This window comes from Streptomyces sp. NPDC017993 (assembly GCF_044328065.1).
GTDB lineage: Bacteria > Actinomycetota > Actinomycetes > Streptomycetales > Streptomycetaceae > Streptomyces.
This window is the reverse complement of the sequence record NZ_JBIRGO010000015.1, coordinates 62,851-84,165: the sequence shown is the minus strand read 5'-3', so window position 1 is coordinate 84,165 and position 21,315 is coordinate 62,851. Positions and strand designations below refer to the sequence as shown.

The window sequence follows — 21,315 nt, the reverse complement described above, 5'->3', positions numbered from 1 at the left end:
CCGGCGCGTCGGCCGACGTGTTGCCGGAGAGCGTGCCGGTCCGCAGTCGGTCGTCGCCGGAGAGGGCCCTGACGCATTAACTGACGCTGCATCAGAAAACCTCTTCCCTCGTTCGGCGTGCTGCGGCATCCTTCGCCCATGCAGACGGAGTTGAGCAACACACTGGGAGTCGAGCACGCCGTCTTCGGGTTCACCCCCTTCCCCGCGGTCGCCGCGGCCATCACCCGGGCCGGCGGATTCGGGGTGCTCGGCGCGGTCCGCTACACCGCGCCCGACGAACTGGCCCGCGACCTGGACTGGATGCAGGAACACACCGAAGGGCTGCCCTACGGCCTGGACGTGGTGATGCCCGCCAAGAAGGTGGAAGGAGTCAGCGAGGCCGACGTCGAGGAGATGATCCCCGAGGGGCACCGCCGATTCGTCACGGACATCCTCGCCAAGCACGAGGTGCCGCAGCTCGCCGAGGGCGAGGTCTCCGGCTGGCGGATCACCGGCTGGATGGAGCAGGTCGCCCGCAACCAGCTCGACGTGGCCTTCGACTATCCGATCAAACTGCTCGCCAACGCCCTCGGCTCGCCCCCCGCCGACGTCATCCGGCGTGCCCACGACCACGACGTACTCGTCGCCGCACTGGCCGGCAGCCCCCGCCACGCCCTGCACCACAAGGCCGCCGGCATCGACATCGTCGTCGCGCAAGGCTATGAGGCCGGCGGGCACACCGGCGAGATCGCCACCATGGTCCTCACCCCCGAAGTGGTGGCCGCCATCGACCCGCTGCCGGTGCTCGCCGCGGGCGGCATCGGCACCGGGGAGCAGATCGCCGCGGGGCTCGCCCTCGGCGCGCAGGGCGTCTGGCTCGGCTCTCTGTGGCTGACCACAGAGGAAGCCGAACTGCACTCCCGGCGGCTGACCGCGAAACTGCTCGCCGCGGGACCCGGCGACACCGTCCGCTCCCGCGCCCTGACCGGCAAGCCCGCACGTCAGCTGCGCACCGAATGGACCGACGCCTGGGACGACCCGGCCGGCCCGGGGCCGCTGCCGATGCCGTTGCAGGGACTGCTGGTCGCCGAGGCCAACAGCCGTATCCAAAAGCACGAGGTCGAGCCGCTGCTCGGCACGCCGGTCGGCCAGATCGTCGGCCGGATGAACAGTGAGCGCAGCGTGCAGGCCGTCTTCGACGACCTCACCCGCGGCTTCGAGCGGGCCATCGACCGCATCAACCGCATCGCCGGACGCGTCTGATCCCGAGGAGGACAGCGGATATGACCAACGACTCCCCACCGCCCAACGGCTTCTGGGCGCAGGCCGCCGCCGACCCGGACCGCTCCGTCCTGGTCACCCCGGGCGGCGAGGAGTGGACCGCGGGCCGGCTGCACGCCGCGAGCAACCAACTGGTCCACGGGCTGCGCGCGGCGGGTCTTGAGCGTGGCGACGCCTTCGCCGTGGTGCTGCCCAACGGAGTGGAGTTCCTCCTCGCCTACCTCGCCGCCTCCCAGGCCGGTTTCTACCTCGTCCCGGTCAACCACCACCTGGTCGGCCCGGAGATCGCCTGGATCGTCGCCGACTCCGGCGCGAAGGTGCTGATCGCCCACGAGCGGTTCGCCGACGAGGCCAGGAGCGCCGCCGACGAGGCCAAGCTGCCCGCCACCCACCGCTACGCCGTCGGCCCCGTGGACGGATTCCGGCCGTACGCCCAACTCCTGGACGGCAACAGCGAATCCGCGCCCTCCGAGCGCACCCTGGGCTGGGTCATGAACTACACCTCGGGCACCACCGGACGGCCCCGCGGAATCCGCCGGCCGCTGCCCGGCAAGCCCCCCGAGGAGACCTACCTCGGCGGCTTCCTCGGCATCTTCGGGATCAAGCCGTTCGACGACAACGTCCACCTGGTCTGCTCGCCGCTTTACCACACCGCCGTGCTGCAATTCGCCGGCGCGTCCCTGCACATCGGGCACCGCCTGGTGCTGATGGACAAGTGGGCGCCCCAGGACATGCTCGCCCTGATCGAAGAACACCGCTGCACCCACACCCATATGGTGCCCACCCAGTTCCACCGGCTGCTCGCGCTGCCGGACCGCACCCGTGCGGCCCACGACGTGCGCTCGATGCGGCACGCCATCCACGGCGCCGCGCCCTGCCCCGACCACGTCAAGCGCGCGATGATCGACTGGTGGGGCGGCTGCGTCGAGGAGTACTACGCCGCGAGCGAGGGCGGCGGTGCGTTCGCCACCGCCGCGGACTGGCTCAAGAAGCCCGGCACGGTCGGCAAGGCGTGGCCGATCAGCGAACTGGCCGTCTTCGACGACGACGGCAACCGGCTGCCCGCGGGTGAACTCGGCACCGTCTACATGAAGATGTCCACCGGTGGCTTCCAGTACCACAAGGACGAGTCGAAGACCGCGAAGAACCGGATCGGCGACTTCTTCACCGTCGGCGACCTCGGCCTTCTCGACGAGGACGGCTATCTCTTCCTGCGCGACCGCAAGATCGACATGATCATCTCGGGCGGGGTCAACATCTACCCCGCGGAGATCGAGTCCGCGCTGCTCGGCCACCCCGCCGTCGCCGACGCGGCCGCCTTCGGCATCCCGCACGACGACTGGGGCGAGGAGGTCAAGGCGGTGGTGGAACCCGCCGAGGGCCACGAGGCGGGGCCCGAGCTGGCCGCGGAGATTCTCGCGCACTGCGCGCGGCATCTCGCCGCCTACAAACGGCCCAAGTCCGTCGACTTCCTCGACGCCATGCCGCGTGACCCCAACGGCAAGCTCTACAAGCGGCGGCTGCGCGAGCCGTACTGGGCCGGGCGGGACCGCGCCGTATAGCTGGGGGTGCGGGAGGGCGGCCGGCCCCACCGGGCCGGCCGCCCTCCCCGCGCCATGGTCACTGGCGTGCGCGCACCACCCGCAGCTCCGGTGACGCGAGGATGTCCCGCTCGCAGAAGCGGGCCCGCACCATCCGGCCGGCCGAGTACAGCTCGGTCTGGTCGCGGTAGTGGGGCGATCCCGGGTCGGAGGACTGCGAGTAGGTCAGCAGGACCCTTGCGTCGGGGCAGCGACCGCCGTTGAAGCCGACGGCCTGCAGGTAGCTGGAGCCCGTGGTCACCTCGTGGTAGCCGCCGGCCGCGGCATCCCACCGGCCCTCGGTCTTGTTCCAGATGCCGAGCCCCTCGGTGCCGCCGGCGATCGGGATCCGCTTGCCGCCCCGCACCACGAACTGGTGTGCTCCGAGCGGCGCGTTCAGCGGGATCTTCGCCGTACGCAGCTCGGTCACGGCATCGGCGAGTGCGGTGGCGAACCCGGGGGCCGCGGTGTTGAGGGTGTGCGGGGTGCGTACCGGATCGGCCGGGTCGAAGGGGGTACGCCACAGGTTCGCTGCCGGGACCTTCGCGGTGAGCCCCCGCCAGAAGCGGTCGAAGAGCAGCGCCCCCGTGCTGCCGGTACGTACGGTCCGGTCCCAGGACCCGATCACCCGGCAGGCCGCCGAGACGTCAACCGCCGTGCCGTCGCTGCCTGTTGCGATGCCGCCTGGCAGGTCCCGGCAGGCGCGCGCGGTGTCGGCGGCGGCCAGGTCGCCGACCGGCGCGCGATTGGCGAACTGCTGGCGCTGCAGATCGTCGAGGGTCAGTGCGCCGCGCGCTGCCATCGCCGAGACGTCCTGGAGGGCACCGCGGGTCCGTTGCGAGCGCGGGGTCGCCGTCGAGCCGAAGACCCTCGGATATCCGGTGATCGGGTGGTCCGCGTTGGTCAGCCAGGCGCTGTCGTTGGAGTTCTCGACGTAGGGCGCGTCCTTGAGCGTGGGCATCGCGGACGGGCCGAAGATGCCCGGTTGCAGCGCGTCCGCGTCCCGCCCGAGGGCGCAGTCGGACCGCGCGCCGTCCAGCACCGCGAGGCCGGTGGACGGATAGGTGGTGCGGCCTAGCGCCGTGGAGCAGCGCCGGTCGAGATCGTCGGTGATGCGGGGGAGCACCTGCGACTGGCTGTAGTAGGAGTGGCCGGCGGCGTCCGCGGCGACGGTGTTCGTCCAGGGCAGCCCCTGGGTGTCGCGCAGCGAGCGCGCGATGCCGTCCACACCGGTCGCCTTGCTGAAGCGCAGGGCGGTGTCGGCGGCCCGCAGATTCACCGCGTTGGGGTCGTTCACGGCGTACGCCGTCCCGCCGGTCCAGGGCAGTTGCAGCTGTCCGAGGGAGCTGACCACCGGGCCGTAGCGGGTCCACCACTGCGTGCGGGAGACGTCCGGGCCGTCCTTGACGGGAACGGTGACGAGGCGGCGGGTCATCCTGTGGCGGACGCCGTCGACCAGGTAGGTGGTCGGATCAGCCGGGTCCAGGGTCAGCTGATGCAGATTCAGCGTCATGCCGGTGGCGACCGTGTGGCTCCAGGCGACCTTGGCGTTGTGCCCGATGGAGACCGCCACGGAGCCGAGCAGGGAGCCGCCGGAGGCGTTCAGTTCACCGGGGATGGTGACCTGCGACTGCCAGAAGCGGCGGCCGCCGGACCACGGGTAGTGCGGATTGCCGAGCAGCAGGCCGCGGCCGTTCGCCGTCGTGGAGCCCTTGAACGCGACCGCGTTGGACCCCATGTCGGAGCCGTCCTGCGAGAACAGCTCGCGCACGGCGTCCACGGCGCCCTTGCCCGCGGTGGCGCCGGCTCCGCCGCGCGCGGACCGGGTCCCGGCGGCGGGCCCGGCACCGGGCGGCGCGGCCGCCGTGATGCCGTCCACCACCCGTCCCTGCCCGCCGAGTACGGCCAGCGCGAAGGCCCGTCGGGCCACATCGAGGCTGGTGACGGGCCGGACCCACGACTTCCCCGCGCACGCGGGATCCTCGACCCGATGCCGGCTCAGCCAGGCGTTGTAGCCCGCCGCCCAGCCCCGCATCAGGTCCTTGACGGTGCGGCTCGGGCCGGCCGGCGCGGGCTGCCGCAGCAGCTTCTCGACCGTACCCGCCCGCCGGACGCCGGTGAAGAACAGGTCGCTGGAGAGGTTGGTGGCCGCCGAGGACAGCGACTGGTCGGGGACGGCGTCGGCACCGAAGTGCCGCGATCGCTCACCCCGTAGGGTCACGAACCCGTCGGCGAGGGTGCACACCTGGTCGGCGGCCTGGGCCCAGCCCTCCCCGAAACCGAGATTCGGGTAGTCCTCGGCGACGATGTGCGGGATGCCGTACTCGGTGTAGCGGATGACGGCGGACAGCCCGCCGGCCGACGGATGGTGCCTGGCGTCGGCGGCCGGTGTGTCCGGTGGCGCGGCCGCGGATATCAGCAGGGCCACCCCGGCGAGCGCGAACGTTCTCCAGCGGTTGCGCATGGTTCCTCCCAACAGGCTTGAGAGCAAAGGCGGTTGAGCGTACCAAGCGGTCGGTCATCGGCAGTGTGGTTCGCCCGGACGCGGAAACCGGACCGGACGCCGCGGCCCCGCGGACGGCCCGCGGCGGTACGGCCGGGCGCCTTGACCCGCGCCGGGCCGCGGCCGAGGATCGCGCCATGACGCAAGCGCGGAGCAACACGGTCGACGGAGTCCTGCGGCGCAGCGCCCGCCGGGTGCCCGAGCGGACGGCGGTCCGGTACGCCGACCGGTCCTGGACCTACCGCGAGCTGGACGACGCGGTGACCGCCGCCGCCCGGGTGCTGCTCGCGGACGGGCTGCGGCCCGGCGACCGGGTCGCCTCCTACGGGCACAACTCCGACGCGTACCTGATCGGCTTCCTGGCCTGCGCCCGCGCCGGACTGGTCCATGTGCCCGTCAACCACAGCCTCACCGGCGAGGATCTGCGGTACATCGTCGAGCAGTCGCGCAGCTCGCTGGTGCTCACCGACCCCGCGCTCGCGCACCGGCTGCCCACGTCCGTACGCACCATGCCGCTGAGCGACGCCTCCGACTCGCTGCTGGTGCGGCTCGCCGAGCCCCCGGGGGCGTCGGACGACCGGGACACCGACGAGCCGGCGGCCGCCGAACTGCCCGACGACACTCTCGTCCAGCTCCTGTACACCTCGGGAACCACCGCGCTGCCCAAGGGCGCGATGATGACGCACCGCGCGCTGGTGCACGAGTACACCAGCGCCGTCATCGCATTGGACCTGAAGGAGACGGACCGGCCCCTGCACTCGCTGCCGCTCTACCACTCCGCGCAGATGCACGTGTTCCTGCTGCCCTATCTGGCCGTGGGCGCGGAGAACACCATCCTCGACGGGCCCGACCCGGACGGGATCTTCGACCTGGTGGAGGCCGGACGGGCGGACAGCCTGTTCGCACCTCCGACCGTGTGGATCGCGCTGTCGCAGCACCCCGGGTTCGCCGTGCGGGAGCTGAGCGGACTGCGCAAGGCGTACTACGGCGCCTCGATCATGCCGGTGCCGGTCCTGGAGCGGCTCCGCGCGCGGCTGCCCGCACTCGCCTTCTACAACTGCTTCGGGCAGAGCGAGATCGGGCCACTGGCCACGGTGCTCGGCCCGGAGGAACACCAGGGCCGGATGGACTCCTGCGGCCGTCCGGTGCTGTTCGTGGAGGCGCGGGTCGTGGACGAGGCGGGCCGGGAGGTGCCCGACGGCACCACGGGCGAGGTCGTCTACCGCTCCCCGCAGCTGTGCACCGGCTACTGGGACAAGCCGGAGGAGACCGCCGAGGCGTTCCGCGACGGCTGGTTCCACTCCGGCGACCTGGCCGTGCGGGACACCGAGGGCTACTTCACCGTGGTCGACCGGGTGAAGGACGTCATCAACTCCGGTGGGGTGCTGGTGGCCTCGCGGCAGGTGGAGGACGTGCTCTACGCGCATCCCGAGGTGGCCGAGGTCGCGGTCATCGGCCTGCCGGACGAGCGCTGGATCGAGGCGGTGACCGCCGTCGTCGTCCGGCGCGCGGACGGCGCCGGGGTGGGCGAGCAGGAACTGATCGACGCCGCCCGTGCCCGCCTCGCGTCGTTCAAGGCTCCCAAGCAGGTGGTGTTCGTGGACGCGCTGCCGCGCAATGCCAGCGGGAAGATCCTCAAGCGGGAGCTGCGGGCCAGGTTCGGCGCGTCCTGACCGGTCACCGTGGGTGACGGCCGGGACGACGCCAGGCGGTTCCCCGGCCGGGGCGGGCCCGGCCCGGGTGCGTACGGAGGGCGGCTGTCAGCGCCCCCTGCCATGCTGAGAAGTGGCGGAGAATCGGCCGTGGCCGGGCCGCGAGGAGACCTGCGGACGGCGGCGAGGACACCGCCGTACCGGACCATGCGCCCGCCCGGTCCCACCGGCCGGCGTCACGACCAGTACATCGGAGGATCACCCATGCTGACGACCGATTACGTTCCGGGCACACCCAACTGGCTCGACCTCGGCGCTCCGGACATCGACGCCGCCGTCACCTTCTACTCCGCCGTCTTCGGCTGGACCTTCCTGTCGGCCGGCCCGGAAGCCGGCGGCTACGGCTTCTTCCAGCTCGACGGCAAGACCGTGGGCGCCGTCGGCCCGCTGACGGAGGACGGGGCGACCTCCGCCTGGACGGCGTACTTCCACACCGGCGACGCGGACGCCACGCACAAGGCCGTCGAGCAGGCCGGCGGCTCGGTCCGCGTCCCGCCTTCGGACGTCTTCACGGCCGGGCGGATGGCGGCTTTCACCGACCCGCAGGGTGCCGACTTCGGCGTATGGCAGCCGGGCGACGTCCAGGGCCTGGAGAAGTTGATGGACGCCAACGCGCTGTGCTGGACGGAGCTGTTCACCACCGACACGGCCGGCGCGAAGAGCTTCTACACCTCGGTGTTCTCCTGGACCTACCAGGACATGCCCATGGGCGAGGACATGGTCTACACCCTCGTCTCCGCGCCCGGTGGTGGCAAGGGCGACGACACGAGCCAGGGCGGGGTCATGCAGCTGCCGCAGGAGAACCTCGACGCCGGTACGACACCGGAGTGGCACCCGTACTTCGGCGTGACCGACTGCGACACCACGTTCGCCACCGCCACCGCGCGCGGCGCCACCGTCCTGATGCCGCCGAGCGACGCACCGGGCGTCGGCCGGCTGGCCATGCTCAAGGACCCGGCGGGGGCGCCGTTCGCCATGATCAAGGGCGATCCCACGACGAGCTGACCCGGCTCGCCGGGGAGCGCGCCGGAAGGCGGCCGCCGGCGCCCCGCGCCCACGGCCGCCCCGGGCGCCACCCCGGGGCCGCCCCGCGTCAGGGGGCGCGCCGCTCCGTGTCCCGCGGCCGGGTGTCGACGATCCGCTTGATCTTGCCGACAGAGCGTTCCAGCGTCTCCGGATCGACGATCTGCACCGCCACCGACACTCCGATGCCGTCCTTGACCCCGCGGGCGATCCGGCCGACGGCCGCCGTGCGCTCCTCGGTGGTCGCGTCGGGCCGGGCCTCGGCGCGTACGGTCAGCTCGTCCATCCGGCCCTCGCGGGTCAGCCGCAGCTGGAAGTGCGGGGCCACCCCCGGCGTCCGCAGCACGATCTCCTCGATCTGTGCGGGGAAGAGATTCACCCCGCGCAGAATGATCATGTCGTCGCTGCGTCCGGTGATCTTCTCCATGCGGCGGAAGGCGGGACGGGCGGTGCCGGGCAACAGCCGTGTCAGGTCCCGGGTGCGGTAGCGGACGATCGGCATCGCCTCCTTGGTGAGCGAGGTGAACACCAGCTCGCCGTGTTCCCCGTCCGGCAGCACCTCACCGGTGATCGGATCGACCACCTCCGGATAGAAGTGGTCCTCCCAGATGTGCAGCCCGTCCTTCGTCTCCACGCACTCCTGGGCGACGCCCGGCCCCATGACCTCCGACAGGCCGTAGATGTCCACCGCGTCGATCGCGAAGCGCTCCTCGATCTCGCGGCGCATCTCCTCCGTCCAGGGCTCGGCGCCGAAGATGCCGACCTTGAGGGAGGTGCTCCGGGGGTCGATGCCCTGCCGCTCGAACTCGTCCAGCAGCGTGAGCATGTACGACGGGGTCACCATGATGATCTCGGGACGGAAGTCCTGGATGATCCGCACCTGCCGGCTGGTCATCCCACCGGAGGCCGGCACGACCGTGCAGCCGAGCCGCTCCGCGCCGTAGTGCGCCCCGAGGCCGCCGGTGAACAGCCCGTATCCGTAGGCGATATGGACGGTGTGGCCGGGGCGCCCGCCGGCCGCGTGGATCGAGCGGGCGACGACATCCGCCCAGGTCGACAGGTCGCGCTCGGTGTAGCCGACGACCGTCGGGAGGCCGGTGGTGCCGCTGGAAGCGTGCAGTCGACGCACCTCGCTCCGGGGGACCGCGAACATCCCGAAGGGGTACTGCGCGCGCAGATCATCCTTGACGGTGAACGGGAACCTGGCGAGGTCGCCGAGCGAGCGGCAGTCCTCGGGCCGTATCCCGGCCTTGTCGAAGGACTCGCGATAGCAGGGGACGTGGTCGTACGCGTGCCGCAACGACTCCCGCAACCGCGTCAGTTGCAGTTCGCGCAACGCGTCACCCGAGAGCCGCTCCGCCTCGTCGAACCGATCGCCGCCCGTGGCCGCTGGCGCCATGCAGTGTCACCGCCTCGTCTCCCTACCGATCATTCGGTAGCTGAATGCGCATCCAAGTAATCAGCGCGCGGCGAACACGTCAAGGGGCGTGACGCGGACGGCTCCCGGGTACCGTCCAGCGCATGAGTGACGTCCAGAAGGTGCAGGTCGGTGAGGTCCAGCTGGCATACCGGGTGTGGGGTGAGGAGGAGGCGCCCCCGGCCGTTCTGTTGCACAGTCTCGGGGAGGACGGCGAGGACTGGCGCGGTGTGGTCGCGCGGCTCACGGCCACCCACCGGGTCTACGCCCTCGACCAGCGGGGCCACGGGCACAGTGACTGGCCGGGCGAGTACGGCTTCGAGCGGTGGCGGGACGACGTGATCGGCTTCCTCGGGGCGCTGGGCCTGGAGCGGGTGACGCTCATCGGCCACTCGCTGGGCGCGGTCGCCGCCCTGCTGGCGGCAGAGGCGAGCCCGGAGCGCGTGGAACGGCTGATCATCGAGGAACCGGCGCCGCCGGTGCCCGCGGAGCCCCCGCTGGAGGTCCCCGAGGCCCCGGAGGGCCCGCCGGCCTTCGACTGGCGCGCCAAGGCCGCGGTGGTCGCGGAGCGCAACGCCCCCGACCCGGCCTGGTGGGCCGACCTCGCAAAGATCACCGCCCCGACCCTGGTCATCGGCGGCGGCCCGACCAGCCACATCCCGCAGTCGCACCTCGCCGACCTGGTGGACCGGATCCCCGATGCCCGTCTGGTGACGATCGACGGCGCCGGCCACCTCGTCCACGAGGAGCGCCCACTGGAGTTCCTCGCGGCGGTGAACACGTTCCTGACGCCGTACGTCTAGGGCGTGTCCGCGTCGCGGGCGGGACGTCGCGGACGCGGTGCGGAGCCCCGATGCGGGCCCGATTCGTCGGCCGCGGCCCGTTCGCCTCAGGCGGGGCGGGTCGCGCTGCCGAGGAGGGCGACGGCAGGCAGTGCCACGAACCCGTCGCCGACGGCGTGCGCGGCGACCTTGCGGTCGTAGATCCGGCGGACGGCCCGCTGCCCTTCCGGGGCGAGCCGGGAGATGACCGCGCCCGTCAGCGGGGTACCGGTGACCACATCGGTCCACCACTGGCCCGGGTCGACGCGATGCAGCCACCGAACGGTTTCGACGTCGGCCGCCGTGAACCCCGCGCCGCTCAGCAGCCGGAAGAACGCTGCCGGGCGGTCCGGGCCCTCGGCGCCGGCGAGGAACGGTCCGGCCGCCGGGAGGTCGGCGGGTCGGGGCACCCCCGACTCGGCCACCGCCTCGCCGAACAGCGCGGTCGCCCGCATCGCCTCCTTCTCCCAAGCGGTCAGCGCGAGGCGCCCGCCGGGGGCGAGCACCCGGCGGATCTCCGTGAGACCCGCCGCCGGATCGCCGAGGTGGTTGATCACGAAATTGCCGACGACGGCAGTGAACTCGCCATCCTCAAAGGGAAGGTCGTCGAGCAGGGCGATGCGGGCATCGAGGTCGGGATGGCTCCGGCCGGCCAGCGCGGCCATTTCGGGAGAGGCGTCCACGGCCGTCACCTTCGCGCCCCGCCGCAGTGCCGCGGCGGCCACCGTCCCGGGCCCGCAGCCCGCATCCAGCACGCGGCTCCCGGGGCCCACGCCCGCGGCGTCCAGCAGCGGTTCGACGAGGCGCGTGGTCAGCCGCCCGAAGCCCGCGCGGTAGGCGTCGGCGCGGCCGGACCAGCCCGTCCGCTCGAACCGGTCGAACGACTCCGCGTCCCAGACGGTCATGGTGCGCCCTCGCCTTCCTCGGTGGCTCCACATCGTGCCAGAGCCCTGCGTCGTCCCGTGAGCGGGCGCCGAGCGGTCCGCTGCGCCCCTTCGGCGGCCTTCCCGCGCTCCGCGCTGTCGGGTTGTGGAAGGGTAGCGCGCATGGGTACTACACCGGACGGGCGCCCGATTCCGCCCCCGCATGCCGACGAACGCGCGATGCTGGAGGGCTGGTTGGAGTTTCACCGCGCCACGCTCGCGCTGAAATGCGCGGGGCTCGACGACCGTCAGTTGCGGCTGGCCCCCGTGTCACCGTCCGCGATGACGCTGCTTGGCCTGGTCCAGCACATGGCGGAGGTGGAACGCAACTGGTTCCAAAGGGTGTTCGCCGGACAGCACGTACCACCCGTCTTCGAAGAGGGCGACGACGGATTCGCGCTCGACCCGGACCGCGGCATCGACGAGGCGCTGGCCGTCTGGCGCGCCGAAGTCGCACGCGGCCGCGAGCTGACCGCCGACTCCTCGCTGACCGACTCCGGCGAGCTGTCGCAGAGGGATGCCGGGGTCCTCGGTGACCAGGGCGTTTCGCTGCGCTGGATTCTCGTCCACATGATCGAGGAGTACGCGCGTCACAACGGCCATGCGGATCTGCTCAGGGAATGCGTCGACGGCGTCACCGGCGCGTGAGGGCGCAGGCGGGTCGTCGGCGAGCCGCCGGCCCTGACCGCGCCACGGAAGGTGTAGTCGCCACGCAGAGCCCCAGAAGGGCTTAGGCTCACGCCCGTACGATCTCGCACCCACCGCTCGGGCGGGCCTCGCCCCGACCCTCAACCGGCGGGTGAACGCGGGCGGTTCCGAAGGTTCGAGAAAGGCCGAATGTGCAGCTGACCACCTCGATGCGCCGTGCGCTGATCACCGGCGCAGCCGCCACCGTCCTGTTCGCCGGAGCCGGCGGCGCCGTCGCGGCGCCGTCACACACCTCGCCCGCGGCGGCCCGCCCGGTCGCCGCCGCGCCCTCTCCCTACGGCCAACTGCAGCCGCTCGCCGCGCTGTCCGCGGAGCGGGTGGCGACCGGGGATCTGGTGGCCGCGGCCAAGTGGGGGACCGGCGGCCCGATCGACGACCCGGCCCGTGAGCAGGTGGTGCTCGACGCGGTGGCCGCGCAGGCACGGCAGCTGGGGGCGGATCCGGAGGTCACGGTGCGGATCTTCCGGGACCAGATCGAGGCGAGCAAGGTCGTCCAGCGGGGACTGCACCGTGCGTGGCAGGCGGACCCCTCGCAGGCGCCGGCCGAGCGCCCGGACCTCGACGAGGTGCGCCAGGAGATCAACCGCATCAACGGCGCCCTGGTGCGCGCGATCGCCGATTCGCCGGCCGCCCGCTCCGCGCCGTACTGCGGCCCGCTGCTGACCGCGGCCGCGGTGCGGGTGGGGCACGAGCGGCATATCGACGGTCTGCACGCGGCCGCGCTGGCCCGCTCGCTGCGGTCGGTCTGCGGCGGGGCCTGACCGCGTCCGGTCCGGGCGGGGGCCGTGGCGGCTGCCGCAACCCCGGTCGCTCACGCCTCCCGGTCGCCGGCTGCCACCGCTTTGGCCCAGCGGTAGTCAGCCTTGCCGCTGGGTGAGCGCTGGATGTGGTCGGTGAAGACGACGGCGCGCGGAATCTTGTACCCGGCCAGCCGCGAGCGGCAGTGCGCCTGGACGTCCGCGAGGTCCAACGGAGCTGAGTTCGGGCGTAGTTGGACGACGGCTGCGACGCGGGTGCCCCAGCGCTCGTCGGGGACTCCGGCCACCAGCGCGTCGTAGACGTCCGGGTGGGACTTCAGGGCCTGCTCGACCTCCTCCGGGTAGACCTTCTCGCCACCGGAGTTGATGCACTGCGAGCCCCGCCCGAGGACGGTGACGATGCCCTCTTCGTCGACGGTCGCCATGTCGCCCAGCAGGACCCACCGGTCACCGCGCGCCTCGAAGAACGTCTCGGCGGTTTTCTTCGGGTCGTTGTAGTAGCCCAGCGGTACATGGCCGCGCAGCGCGATCCGGCCGACCTCGCCGACCGCGACCGGTTCGCGGTCGGCCGGGTCCACCACCGCGACGGAGGAGTTGACGCGTAGCCGGAAGCCCTTGTCCGGGCCGGAGTCGTCGGTGGCGGTGCCGTTGAAACCGGATTCGGAGGAGCCGAAGTTGTTCAGCAGCATCGCGCCGGGCACCAGGGCACCGAACTGGGCCCGTACCGTCTCGGACAGGATCGCGCCGGAGCTGCTGACACTGAACAGGGACGAGCAGTCGGTGTCCCGGAGCGGGCCGCTCAACGCGTCGACGAGCGGGCGCAGCATCGCGTCGCCGACCAGCGACACGCAGGTCACCTTCTCCCGCTCGACGGTGCGCAGCACCTCTTCGGGGACGAACTTGCGGTGCACGACGACCTTCTGGCCGAAGTGGAAGGCGATGAACGCGGTGAGGGTGGAGGTGCCGTGCATCAACGGGGGCGTGGGGAAGAAGACGAGGCCGGCGCCGCCCTCGCCGCCGGCCGCGACCCGTTCGGCCAGCTCCTGCGGGCGCTTCACCGGCTCGCCGGTCGGCGCCCCGCCGCCCATGCCGGAGAAGAAGATGTCCTCGTGGCGCCACATCACGCCCTTGGGCATCCCGGTGGTGCCGCCGGTGTAGATGACGATCTGGTCGTCGGCCGAGCGCGGACCGAACCCCCGGGCGGGTGAACCGGCGGCTTCGGCCTCGGTCAGCGGGACCGGGCGGATGTCCGGCTCGGGAGCGTCCGGGGGCGGAGTGCCGACCCGGACGAGGTGCCGCAGTCCGCCCGCGTGGGGGAGCGCGGCGGCGACCCGTGCGGTGAACTCCGCGTCGAAGACCAGCGCCACCAGGTCCGCGTCCCGGTAGAGGTATGCCAACTCCTCTTCCACATAGCGGTAGTTGACGTTGACCGGGACGGCGCGGATCTTCAGGCAGGCGTAGACGGCCTGGAGGTACTCGATGCCGTTGTAGAGGTGCAGCCCGACATGGTGTCCGGGGCCGATGCCGCGGTCACTCAAATGGTGGGCGAGACGGTTGGCGGCACGGTCCAGCTCCGCGTACGTCAGACGCCGCTCGGCCCCGGTTCCCGGGTGGTCGACGTACACCAGTGCCTCGCGGTCGGGGACCGTGTCGACGATCGACTCGAAGAGGTCGGCAAGGTTGTACTCCACGTCTCCTCCAGACCGGGCGGGCGTCGGCTTGGCGGTCATTAGAGCGCCGCGGAGAACAGCAGGGAAGGGCCACGGCGAAGAAAACTGACTACCTGTCAGAAAACTCTTGAAGTCGGTGTGCGGCTACTGCAACCTGTTCTACGTCGTGAGACGGGAGGACGGAATGGGTGGGACCGAAGGGACCGAAAAGCGCGCCGCTGCCGACAGCGACGACGCGGCAACGGCGCGGGACGAGCGGGGCCGGGGAGGGGCACCGGCGGACACCGGCACCACGGGCCGGACGCGCGGCACCGAACACCTCACCGTGGAGCGGGTCGGCGCGACACTGGTGCTCACCCTCGACCGGCCGGAGGCGAAGAACGCCCTCTCGCTGCCGATGCTGGTGGGGCTGCACGACGGCTGGACCGCCGCCGACGAGGACGACGACATCCGCTCCATCGTCCTCACCGGCGCCGGCGGAACCTTCTGCGCCGGCATGGACCTCAAGGCCCTCGCGGGGGACGGGATGGCCGGTGAGCAGTACCGCGACCGGCTGCGCGACGACCCCGATCTGCACTGGAAGGCGATGCTGCGCCACCACCGCCCGCGCAAGCCGGTGATCGCCGCCGTCGAGGGGTACTGCGTCGCCGGTGGCACCGAGATCCTCCAGGGCACCGACATCCGCGTCGCCGGGGAGAGCGCCGTCTTCGGTCTGTTCGAAGTGCGGCGCGGCCTGTTCCCCATCGGCGGCTCCACCGTCCGCCTCGCCCGCCAGATCCCGCACACCCACGCCCTGGAGATGCTGCTCACCGGCCGCCCCTACCCTGCGGCGGAGGCGGAGCGGATCGGCCTGATCGGCCATGTCGTCCCCGACGGCACCGCGCTGGAGAAGGCGCTGGAGATCGCCGCGCTGATCAACGCCTGCGGCCCGCTCGCCGTCGAGGCCGTCAAGGCATCCGTCCACGAGACCGCCGGCATGACCGAGGAAGAGGGCCTCAAGGCCGAACTCGCGCGCGGCTGGCCGATCTTCGACACCGCCGACGCCAAGGAGGGCTCCCGGGCCTTCGCGGAGAAGCGCCCGCCCGTCTACCGGCGCACCTGAGCCAAGGAGACCCGCATGTCAGAGGTCCTCACCGCACCCCTCGTCGTGGAATTCCCCTTCACCCGCTCGCTCGGCCCCGTCCAGAGCGCCTTTCTCACCGGGCTGCGCGAGCGCACCGTCCTCGGCGTCCGGGCGAGCGACGGCCGGGTGATCGTGCCGCCCGCCGAATACGACCCGGTCACCGCCGAGGAGATCCGCGACCTGATCGAGGTCGGCGCGACCGGCACCGTCACCACCTGGGCCTGGAACCCCGCCCCGCGCCGCGGTCAGCCGCTCGGCACCCCCTTCGCCTGGGTGCTGGTCCGGCTCGACGGCGCCGACACCGCGCTGCTGCACGCCCTGGACGCGCCGGGGCCGGACACCGTCCGCACCGGCATGCGGGTCCGGGTCCGCTGGGCCGCCCGGCGCACCGGCGCCATCACCGACATCGCCTGCTTCGAGCCCGACGACGGCACACCGGAGCAGGACCCTGCGGGGGAGACCGCCCCGGCGGAGGAGAGCGCGAACGCCGGGGAATCAGAGGAAGCAGCCGTCACGGGCATCACCGCCCACGCCCGCCTCGACTACACCTACGCACCGGGCCGCACCCAGTCCCGCTACCTCCGGGCGCTCGCGGAACGCAGGACCATCGGTGAGCGCTGCCCCTCCTGCCGCAAGGTCTATGTGCCGCCCCGTGGAGCCTGCCCCACCTGCGGCGTCGCCACCGACACCCAGGTCGAGGTCGGCCCACGCGGCACCGTCACCACCTACTGCATCGTCAACATCAAGGCGCGCCACAGCTCGAACGACATCGAAGTGCCCTACGTCTACGCCCATATCGCCCTGGACGGCGCCGACCTGGCCCTGCACGCGCGCATCGGCGGCATCCCCTACGACCAGGTCCGCATGGGCCTGCGCGTGGAACCCGTCTGGACCGAGGGCGGCCGCTTCCCCGACCACTACCGCCCCACCGGCGAACCCGATGCCGACTACGACAGCTACAAGGAGCTGATCTGATGCGCGAGGTCGCCATCGTCGCCTTCGGACAGAGCGACCACGTCCGCGACAGCGCGGAGACCTCCGAGGTCGAGATGCTGATGCCGGTGCTGCACTCCGTCCTGGAGCGGACCGGCCTGAAGGCCCGGGACATCGACTTCACCTGCTCCGGCTCCAGCGACTACCTCGCCGGCCGCGCCTTCTCCTTCACCATGGCCCTCGACGGCGTCGGCGCCTGGCCGCCGATCTCCGAATCCCATGTCGAGATGGACGGAGCCTGGGCGCTGTACGAGGCATGGGTGAAGATCCTCACCGGCGAGGCCGAGACCGCGCTGGTCTACGCGTACGGCAAGTCCTCGCCCGGCGACGTCCGCGAGGTCCTCACCCGCCAGCTCGACCCGTACTACGTCGCGCCGCTGTGGCCCGACTCCGTGGCGCTCGCCGCCCTCCAGGCCCAGGCCCTGATCGACGCGGGACGGACCGACGAGCGGGCGCTGGCCGGGATCGCGGCCCGCAGCCGGGCCGCAGCCGAGGCCAACCCGCACGCCCAACTGCGCGGCGAGGTACCCGCGGGCGAGCATCTCGTCGCCCCGCTGCGCACCGGCGACTGCCCGCCCATCGGCGACGGCGCGGCCGCCGTCATCCTCGCGGCCGGCGACACCGCACGCCGGCTGACCGACCGCCCGGCGTGGATCCGTGGCCTCGACCACCGCATCGAGGCACACAGCCTCGGCGTCCGTGACCTCACCGACTCACCGTCCACCCGGCTCGCCGCCGAACGCGCCGGAGCCTTCGAGCGCCCCGTCGACACCGCCGAACTGCACGCACCGTTCACCTCCCAGGAGGTCGTGCTGCGCCACGCCCTCGCCCTCGACGACTCCGTCCGCGTCAACCCGTCCGGTGGCGCGCTCGCCGCCAACCCCGTCATGGCCGCCGGGCTGATCCGCCTCGGCGAGGCCGCCGCCCGGATCCAGCGCGGCGAGTCCGACCGCGCTCTCGCGCACGCCACCTCGGGGCCGTGCCTGCAGCAGAACCTGGTCGCCGTTCTGGAGGGGGAGTCATGAGCAAGGAGCCCGTGGCCGTGGTCGGCATCGGCCAGACCAAGCACGTCGCCGCCCGCCGCGATGTCTCGATCGCCGGTCTCGTCCGGGAGGCCGCCCGTCAGGCCCTGGAGGACGCCCAGTTGACCTGGGCGGACATCGACGCGGTGGTGATCGGCAAGGCCCCGGACTTCTTCGAGGGCGTGATGATGCCGGAGCTGTACCTCGCCGACGCGCTGGGCGCGGTGGGCAAACCGATGCTGCGGGTGCACACCGCCGGCTCGGTCGGCGGCTCCACCGCACTCGTCGCCACGAACCTCGTCGCCGCCCGGGTCCACACCACCGTCCTCACCCTCGCCTTCGAGAAGCAGTCCGAGTCCAACGCGATGTGGGGTCTCTCCCTGCCGGTCCCCTTCCAGCAGCCGCTGCTGGCCGGGGCCGGTGGTTTCTTCGCCCCGCACGTCCGTGCCTACATGCGGCGCACCGGGGCCCCGGACACCGTCGGCTCCCTCGTCGCCTACAAGGACCGCCGTAACGCCCTCAAGAACCCCTGGGCCCACCTCCACGAGCAGGACATCACGCTGGAGAAGGTCCAGGCCTCGCCGATGCTCTGGGACCCGATCCGGTACTCAGAGACCTGCCCGTCCTCCGACGGTGCCTGCGCGATGATCCTCACCGACCGGGCCGGAGCCGCCCGCGCACCGCACCCGCCCGCCTGGGTGCACGGCGGGGCGATGCGCAGCGAGCCCACGCTCTTCGCCGGCAAGGACTTCGTCTCCCCGCAGGCCGGCAAGGACTGCGCCGCCGACGTCTACCGGCAGGCCGGGATCACGGACCCGCGCCGCGAGATCGACGCGGCAGAGATATATGTGCCGTTCTCCTGGTACGAGCCGATGTGGCTGGAGAACCTCGGGTTCGCCGCGGAGGGGGAGGGCTGGAAGCTCACCGAGTCCGGCGTCACCGAACTGGACGGCGACCTGCCGGTCAATCCCTCCGGCGGTGTGCTGTCCACCAACCCGATCGGCGCCTCCGGAATGATCCGCTTCGCGGAGGCGGCGCTCCAGGTACGCGGTCAGGCCGGCGAGCACCAGGTCGACGGCGCCCGGCGGGCGTTGGGACACGCCTACGGCGGCGGCGCACAGTTCTTCTCGATGTGGCTGGTGGGCGCCGAGCCGCCGGCCGGGTGACGCTCCCCGGGGGCGGGCGCGAGGCGCCGGCGCGCGCCCCTCCCCGAGCGGCCGCATCACCTCCTCGCGCCGCACCCTGTCCGTCACCGGAGGCAGTGGTTAGGCTGACCGCGGACGACGAACCGGGAGGAGCGCGGCAGTGGCCGACAGCATGACCGAGGAGCGGCTCGTGGGCGGGCCGAGGCCCGAACTCGACCTGACGCACGCCCAGTGGCAGTCGAGCAGCCGAGGCGTGGGCGACGTCGAGGTCGCCTTCGTCGAGGGGTTCATCGCGATGCGCAACCGCCGCAACCCCGAGATCCCTGCGGTGATCTTCGCTCCCGCCGAGTGGCGCGCGTTCGTCGTCGGCGCCCGCGACGGCGAGTTCGACCTCACGTAGACGCGCCGGGCGGCAGAGGGGGCGCGGCGGGGACGCTCTCAGGTGAGTACCACGCAGCCCCGCTCGCGCAGTGCCGTGACCGGTTCCGCCGCATCGTCCACGCCGTTCCAGCGCAGGTCCAGCTTCTCCAGGGACGGCAGCTCGCCGACCCAGGACGGCAGCTCCTCGATCCGGTTGCCCCGCAGGTCGATCCGGCGCAGCAGCGGCAGTGCGCGCAGCGCCTCGGGGACCTGCGGCAGGGAGTTGTCCCGAAGCTCCAGGAGCCGTAGTTCGCGCAGGGCGCCGACGCCTTCCGGCAGATCCGTCAGGGCATTGCCGCCGAGCCACAGCTCCCGCAGCAGCAGGAGCTGCCCCACCGAGTCCGGCAGGTCGGTCAACTCCGCGTCCTGTGCCCGGAGTTCCACGAGTCCGGCCATCGCGCCGAGTGCCTCGGGCAGCAGGCCGAGGGGGTTGTGGCCGACGTTGAGGTAGCCGAGCCGGTCCAGGGTGCAGAGCGCGCCGGGCAGCCGGGTGAGCTGGTTGTCGTGCAGGTAGAGGTACCGCGTCAGCCCGTGCAGCTCGCCGATCTCGTCAGGTACCGCGCGCAGGGCGTTGTGCCCGAGGTCGAGGGTGTGCAGTGCGCGGAGCCGGCCGAGCGCGGCCGGGATCTCGGTCAGGTCGTTGTCGGCGAGGATCAGCACTTCCCAGTCGTCGCGCCGCCAGATCTCCGGCGGCACCGACGTCAGCCCCGCCTTCCAGAGATTGACCGTCAAGGGTGGCGTGGGCCGGCTCTTCGGCATCGGGAAGCTCTCTGTTGTGGGTCGGGGTCCGACCGGCCGGGTGTGGCGGCCCGGCCGGCCGGCTGGTGCTACGGCCAGTCGAGCAGCTCGGGCAGCGGGACGTCTGCCTCCGCACGGCGGCAGTCGAGTGGTCGGTGTGGGTCACGGCCCGCCAGCCAGGCCGTGAGAGCGGTGAGCGGGCCGCGGACCGTCACGGTCGGCGCGGTGCCGGGCCCGTACGCCCGAGAGAACGCCTCATCCGTGGCCTCCAGCACGAGACGCAGCTCCCGCGGCGCGCGGGGAGCCAGGAAATCCATGAGGTGGAGGCACAGCTCCCGTGGCCAGTCCTGCGGGCCGGGACCGAGCCGGGCGTCCGCCGTGTGGATCTCCAACTCCCGCCACCAGCACAGCAACGCCGCGCGCAGATCGCCATCGCGGTAGCGCACCGGGCGTGACCAGTCGGCCGGGCCGACCGCCGACCAGGCCGCCCCGGCCTCGGCCAGCGCGTTCCCGACGGCCAACCGTAGCGCCGCGGCATCGCGTACCGCCCCTGCCTCGATGGCGGCGGTACGCGCCGGCCGGCCACCGTCGTAGGGCTCGACCAGCTCGCCGCGCAGCGCGTAGCGGGCCTGCCGCGCCATGGCCTGCGCGATGCCTTCGATGTGGGAGAGGACATGGGCGCGCGACCAGCCGGGCAGTGCGCCGGGCTCGCGGACGTCCTGGTCCGTCAGGCCGGGCAGCAGGGCGAGCAGCCGGGCGTGACCGGCCTCGACGCGGTCCCGTACGCCGTCCGGGGTCATCACGGCCACAGCAGTTCCTTGGTCCAGTGCGATGCCGTACGGCGGTAGCTGAGCCGGGTGTGCTTGCGGTCGTTGGCGCCCTGCCAGAACTCCACCGCTTCGGCCCGCACGGTGTAGAGCGTCCACCCGGGCGCGACCAGAGCGGGTTCCCGGGCGAGTCGGGCCGCCGACTCGGCCACCGCGGCGTCCCGTTCGGCGAGATCCGCGAGTGGCTCGCTCTGCCGGCCGAGCAGGGCCTCGGCACGGGCGCCGGTGCCTCGGGCGAGGAAGTCCGCGGCCGCGCGCTCCGCGCTCTCCCGCACCACCGGGCCGCGGACGCGCACCTGCCGCGCCTGTGGCTGCCAGTAGAACGTCAGGGCCGCGTACGGACGGTCCGCCAGCTCCCGCCCCTTGGCGCTGCCGCCGTCCGCGGCGAAGCGCCAGCCGTCCGTGTCGATGTCCTTAAGGATCAGCGTGCGGGCCGAAGGAAGGCCGTCGGCATCGGCCGTCGAGAGCGTCATCGCATGCGGCTCCGGCACCTGCGCCTGTATGGCGCCGAGCAGCCATGTGGTGAACAGCTCCACCGGGTCGTCGGGTGTCTCGCGCGGATCGAACTGCGGCAGCTCACCCCCGAAAACCGGAAGACCGCGCAGCAGTTGTCGCACCTCGGCCATGACGCCCCCTCAGATGTAATGGTTATCGGTGACGCTACCATTAGCT

19 protein-coding genes are annotated in these 21,315 nt (G+C 72.3%); 12 read left to right on the top strand and 7 right to left on the bottom strand.

Annotated features, from left to right (window positions below; translation table 11 throughout):
• Positions 1-138: 138 nt before the first annotated feature.
• Together ACH4FH_RS26200 and ACH4FH_RS26195 are read left to right on the top strand one after the other, a co-directional pair.
• The gene (locus ACH4FH_RS26200; protein WP_398558346.1) at positions 139-1,242 is read left to right on the top strand and encodes an NAD(P)H-dependent flavin oxidoreductase; all 1,104 of its coding nucleotides are present in this window, start codon (positions 139-141) and stop codon (positions 1,240-1,242) included.
• A 20-nt stretch (positions 1,243-1,262) separates the two neighbouring features.
• A complete protein-coding gene (locus ACH4FH_RS26195) occupies positions 1,263-2,822 on the top strand; it encodes an acyl-CoA synthetase (RefSeq protein WP_398558345.1) in 1,560 nt (519 codons plus the stop codon).
• 58 nt (positions 2,823-2,880) lie between these two features.
• Here the strand turns inward: ACH4FH_RS26195 and ACH4FH_RS26190 are convergent, their stop codons facing one another.
• A complete protein-coding gene (locus tag ACH4FH_RS26190; RefSeq protein ID WP_398558344.1) occupies positions 2,881-5,304 on the bottom strand; it encodes a penicillin acylase family protein in 2,424 nt (807 codons plus the stop codon).
• 176 nt (positions 5,305-5,480) lie between these two features.
• Here ACH4FH_RS26190 and ACH4FH_RS26185 point away from each other — a divergent pair, with 176 nt between their 5' ends.
• Positions 5,481-7,016: an acyl-CoA synthetase gene (locus ACH4FH_RS26185; protein ID WP_398558343.1), complete on the top strand. Its 1,536-nt coding sequence runs from the start codon at positions 5,481-5,483 to the stop codon at positions 7,014-7,016.
• A gap of 243 nt (positions 7,017-7,259) precedes the next feature.
• Complete coding sequence (locus ACH4FH_RS26180) at positions 7,260-8,060, top strand: VOC family protein (protein WP_398558342.1); 801 nt, start codon at positions 7,260-7,262, stop codon at positions 8,058-8,060.
• Between the two features lie 88 nt (positions 8,061-8,148).
• Here the strand turns inward: ACH4FH_RS26180 and paaK are convergent, their stop codons facing one another.
• Positions 8,149-9,477, bottom strand: coding sequence for a phenylacetate--CoA ligase PaaK (gene paaK, locus ACH4FH_RS26175; RefSeq protein WP_398558341.1), 1,329 nt, complete (start codon positions 9,475-9,477; stop codon positions 8,149-8,151).
• A 122-nt stretch (positions 9,478-9,599) separates the two neighbouring features.
• Between paaK and ACH4FH_RS26170 the strand changes: the two genes are divergently transcribed.
• Positions 9,600-10,298, top strand: coding sequence for an alpha/beta fold hydrolase (locus ACH4FH_RS26170; protein ID WP_398558340.1), 699 nt, complete (start codon positions 9,600-9,602; stop codon positions 10,296-10,298).
• Positions 10,299-10,384: 86 nt separating this feature from the next.
• Here the strand turns inward: ACH4FH_RS26170 and ACH4FH_RS26165 are convergent, their stop codons facing one another.
• Positions 10,385-11,221, bottom strand: coding sequence for a class I SAM-dependent methyltransferase (locus tag ACH4FH_RS26165; RefSeq protein WP_398558339.1), 837 nt, complete (start codon positions 11,219-11,221; stop codon positions 10,385-10,387).
• Between the two features lie 141 nt (positions 11,222-11,362).
• Here ACH4FH_RS26165 and ACH4FH_RS26160 point away from each other — a divergent pair, with 141 nt between their 5' ends.
• Entirely contained in the window at positions 11,363-11,887 is a 525-nt protein-coding gene (locus ACH4FH_RS26160) for a DinB family protein (protein WP_398558338.1), read from the top strand.
• 191 nt (positions 11,888-12,078) lie between these two features.
• The gene (gene aroQ / locus ACH4FH_RS26155; protein WP_398558337.1) at positions 12,079-12,708 is read left to right on the top strand and encodes a gamma subclass chorismate mutase AroQ; all 630 of its coding nucleotides are present in this window, start codon (positions 12,079-12,081) and stop codon (positions 12,706-12,708) included.
• A 50-nt stretch (positions 12,709-12,758) separates the two neighbouring features.
• Here aroQ and ACH4FH_RS26150 read toward each other — a convergent pair whose 3' ends face one another.
• Entirely contained in the window at positions 12,759-14,396 is a 1,638-nt protein-coding gene (locus tag ACH4FH_RS26150) for an acyl-CoA synthetase (protein WP_398558336.1), read from the bottom strand.
• A 106-nt stretch (positions 14,397-14,502) separates the two neighbouring features.
• Here ACH4FH_RS26150 and ACH4FH_RS26145 point away from each other — a divergent pair, with 106 nt between their 5' ends.
• The 5 genes from ACH4FH_RS26145 to ACH4FH_RS26125 all read left to right on the top strand — a co-directional run bounded on the left by ACH4FH_RS26145 (position 14,503) and on the right by ACH4FH_RS26125 (position 19,058).
• Positions 14,503-15,477, top strand: a complete 975-nt coding sequence (locus ACH4FH_RS26145; RefSeq protein ID WP_398558335.1) for a crotonase/enoyl-CoA hydratase family protein — start codon at positions 14,503-14,505, stop codon at positions 15,475-15,477.
• Positions 15,478-15,492: 15 nt separating this feature from the next.
• The gene (locus ACH4FH_RS26140; RefSeq protein WP_398558334.1) at positions 15,493-16,473 is read left to right on the top strand and encodes a Zn-ribbon domain-containing OB-fold protein; all 981 of its coding nucleotides are present in this window, start codon (positions 15,493-15,495) and stop codon (positions 16,471-16,473) included.
• Positions 16,473-17,516, top strand: a complete 1,044-nt coding sequence (locus ACH4FH_RS26135; RefSeq protein WP_398558333.1) for a thiolase domain-containing protein — start codon at positions 16,473-16,475, stop codon at positions 17,514-17,516. The genes ACH4FH_RS26140 and ACH4FH_RS26135 overlap by 1 nt, the downstream gene beginning before the upstream one ends.
• A complete protein-coding gene (locus ACH4FH_RS26130; protein WP_398558332.1) occupies positions 17,513-18,679 on the top strand; it encodes a thiolase domain-containing protein in 1,167 nt (388 codons plus the stop codon). Before ACH4FH_RS26135 ends, ACH4FH_RS26130 begins: the two co-directional genes overlap by 4 nt.
• Before the next feature lie 151 nt (positions 18,680-18,830).
• Positions 18,831-19,058 (top strand): DUF397 domain-containing protein, encoded by a 228-nt coding sequence (locus ACH4FH_RS26125; RefSeq protein WP_393896244.1) that lies wholly within the window; start codon positions 18,831-18,833, stop codon positions 19,056-19,058.
• A gap of 38 nt (positions 19,059-19,096) precedes the next feature.
• On the opposite strand, the gene ACH4FH_RS26120 is transcribed toward ACH4FH_RS26125, so the two are convergent.
• The 3 genes from ACH4FH_RS26120 to ACH4FH_RS26110 all read right to left on the bottom strand — a co-directional run bounded on the left by ACH4FH_RS26120 (position 19,097) and on the right by ACH4FH_RS26110 (position 21,269).
• Positions 19,097-19,837: a leucine-rich repeat domain-containing protein gene (locus ACH4FH_RS26120; RefSeq protein WP_398558331.1), complete on the bottom strand. Its 741-nt coding sequence runs from the start codon at positions 19,835-19,837 to the stop codon at positions 19,097-19,099.
• 68 nt (positions 19,838-19,905) lie between these two features.
• Positions 19,906-20,616, bottom strand: a complete 711-nt coding sequence (locus ACH4FH_RS26115; protein WP_398558468.1) for a maleylpyruvate isomerase family mycothiol-dependent enzyme — start codon at positions 20,614-20,616, stop codon at positions 19,906-19,908.
• The gene (locus ACH4FH_RS26110) at positions 20,616-21,269 is read right to left on the bottom strand and encodes a pyridoxal 5'-phosphate synthase (RefSeq protein WP_398558330.1); all 654 of its coding nucleotides are present in this window, start codon (positions 21,267-21,269) and stop codon (positions 20,616-20,618) included. Before ACH4FH_RS26110 ends, ACH4FH_RS26115 begins: the two co-directional genes overlap by 1 nt.
• Positions 21,270-21,315 lie beyond the last annotated feature (46 nt).

Bases quoted from the DNA above. Each gene is read 5' to 3' on its own strand.
- ACH4FH_RS26200 (WP_398558346.1), top strand. From the start codon at position 139: ATGCAGACGGAGTTGAGCAACACACTGGGAGTCGAGCACGCCGTCTTC.
- ACH4FH_RS26190 (WP_398558344.1), bottom strand. From the start codon at position 5,304: ATGCGCAACCGCTGGAGAACGTTCGCGCTCGCCGGGGTGGCCCTGCTG.
- ACH4FH_RS26125 (WP_393896244.1), top strand. From the start codon at position 18,831: ATGACCGAGGAGCGGCTCGTGGGCGGGCCGAGGCCCGAACTCGACCTG.
- ACH4FH_RS26120 (WP_398558331.1), bottom strand. From the start codon at position 19,837: ATGCCGAAGAGCCGGCCCACGCCACCCTTGACGGTCAATCTCTGGAAG.
- ACH4FH_RS26135 (WP_398558333.1), top strand. From the start codon at position 16,473: ATGCGCGAGGTCGCCATCGTCGCCTTCGGACAGAGCGACCACGTCCGC.
- ACH4FH_RS26110 (WP_398558330.1), bottom strand. From the start codon at position 21,269: ATGGCCGAGGTGCGACAACTGCTGCGCGGTCTTCCGGTTTTCGGGGGT.
- paaK (WP_398558341.1), bottom strand. From the start codon at position 9,477: ATGGCGCCAGCGGCCACGGGCGGCGATCGGTTCGACGAGGCGGAGCGG.
- ACH4FH_RS26160 (WP_398558338.1), top strand. From the start codon at position 11,363: ATGGGTACTACACCGGACGGGCGCCCGATTCCGCCCCCGCATGCCGAC.
- ACH4FH_RS26140 (WP_398558334.1), top strand. From the start codon at position 15,493: ATGTCAGAGGTCCTCACCGCACCCCTCGTCGTGGAATTCCCCTTCACC.
- ACH4FH_RS26185 (WP_398558343.1), top strand. From the start codon at position 5,481: ATGACGCAAGCGCGGAGCAACACGGTCGACGGAGTCCTGCGGCGCAGC.
- ACH4FH_RS26195 (WP_398558345.1), top strand. From the start codon at position 1,263: ATGACCAACGACTCCCCACCGCCCAACGGCTTCTGGGCGCAGGCCGCC.
- ACH4FH_RS26170 (WP_398558340.1), top strand. From the start codon at position 9,600: ATGAGTGACGTCCAGAAGGTGCAGGTCGGTGAGGTCCAGCTGGCATAC.
- ACH4FH_RS26180 (WP_398558342.1), top strand. From the start codon at position 7,260: ATGCTGACGACCGATTACGTTCCGGGCACACCCAACTGGCTCGACCTC.
- ACH4FH_RS26165 (WP_398558339.1), bottom strand. From the start codon at position 11,221: ATGACCGTCTGGGACGCGGAGTCGTTCGACCGGTTCGAGCGGACGGGC.
- ACH4FH_RS26130 (WP_398558332.1), top strand. From the start codon at position 17,513: ATGAGCAAGGAGCCCGTGGCCGTGGTCGGCATCGGCCAGACCAAGCAC.
- ACH4FH_RS26115 (WP_398558468.1), bottom strand. From the start codon at position 20,616: ATGACCCCGGACGGCGTACGGGACCGCGTCGAGGCCGGTCACGCCCGG.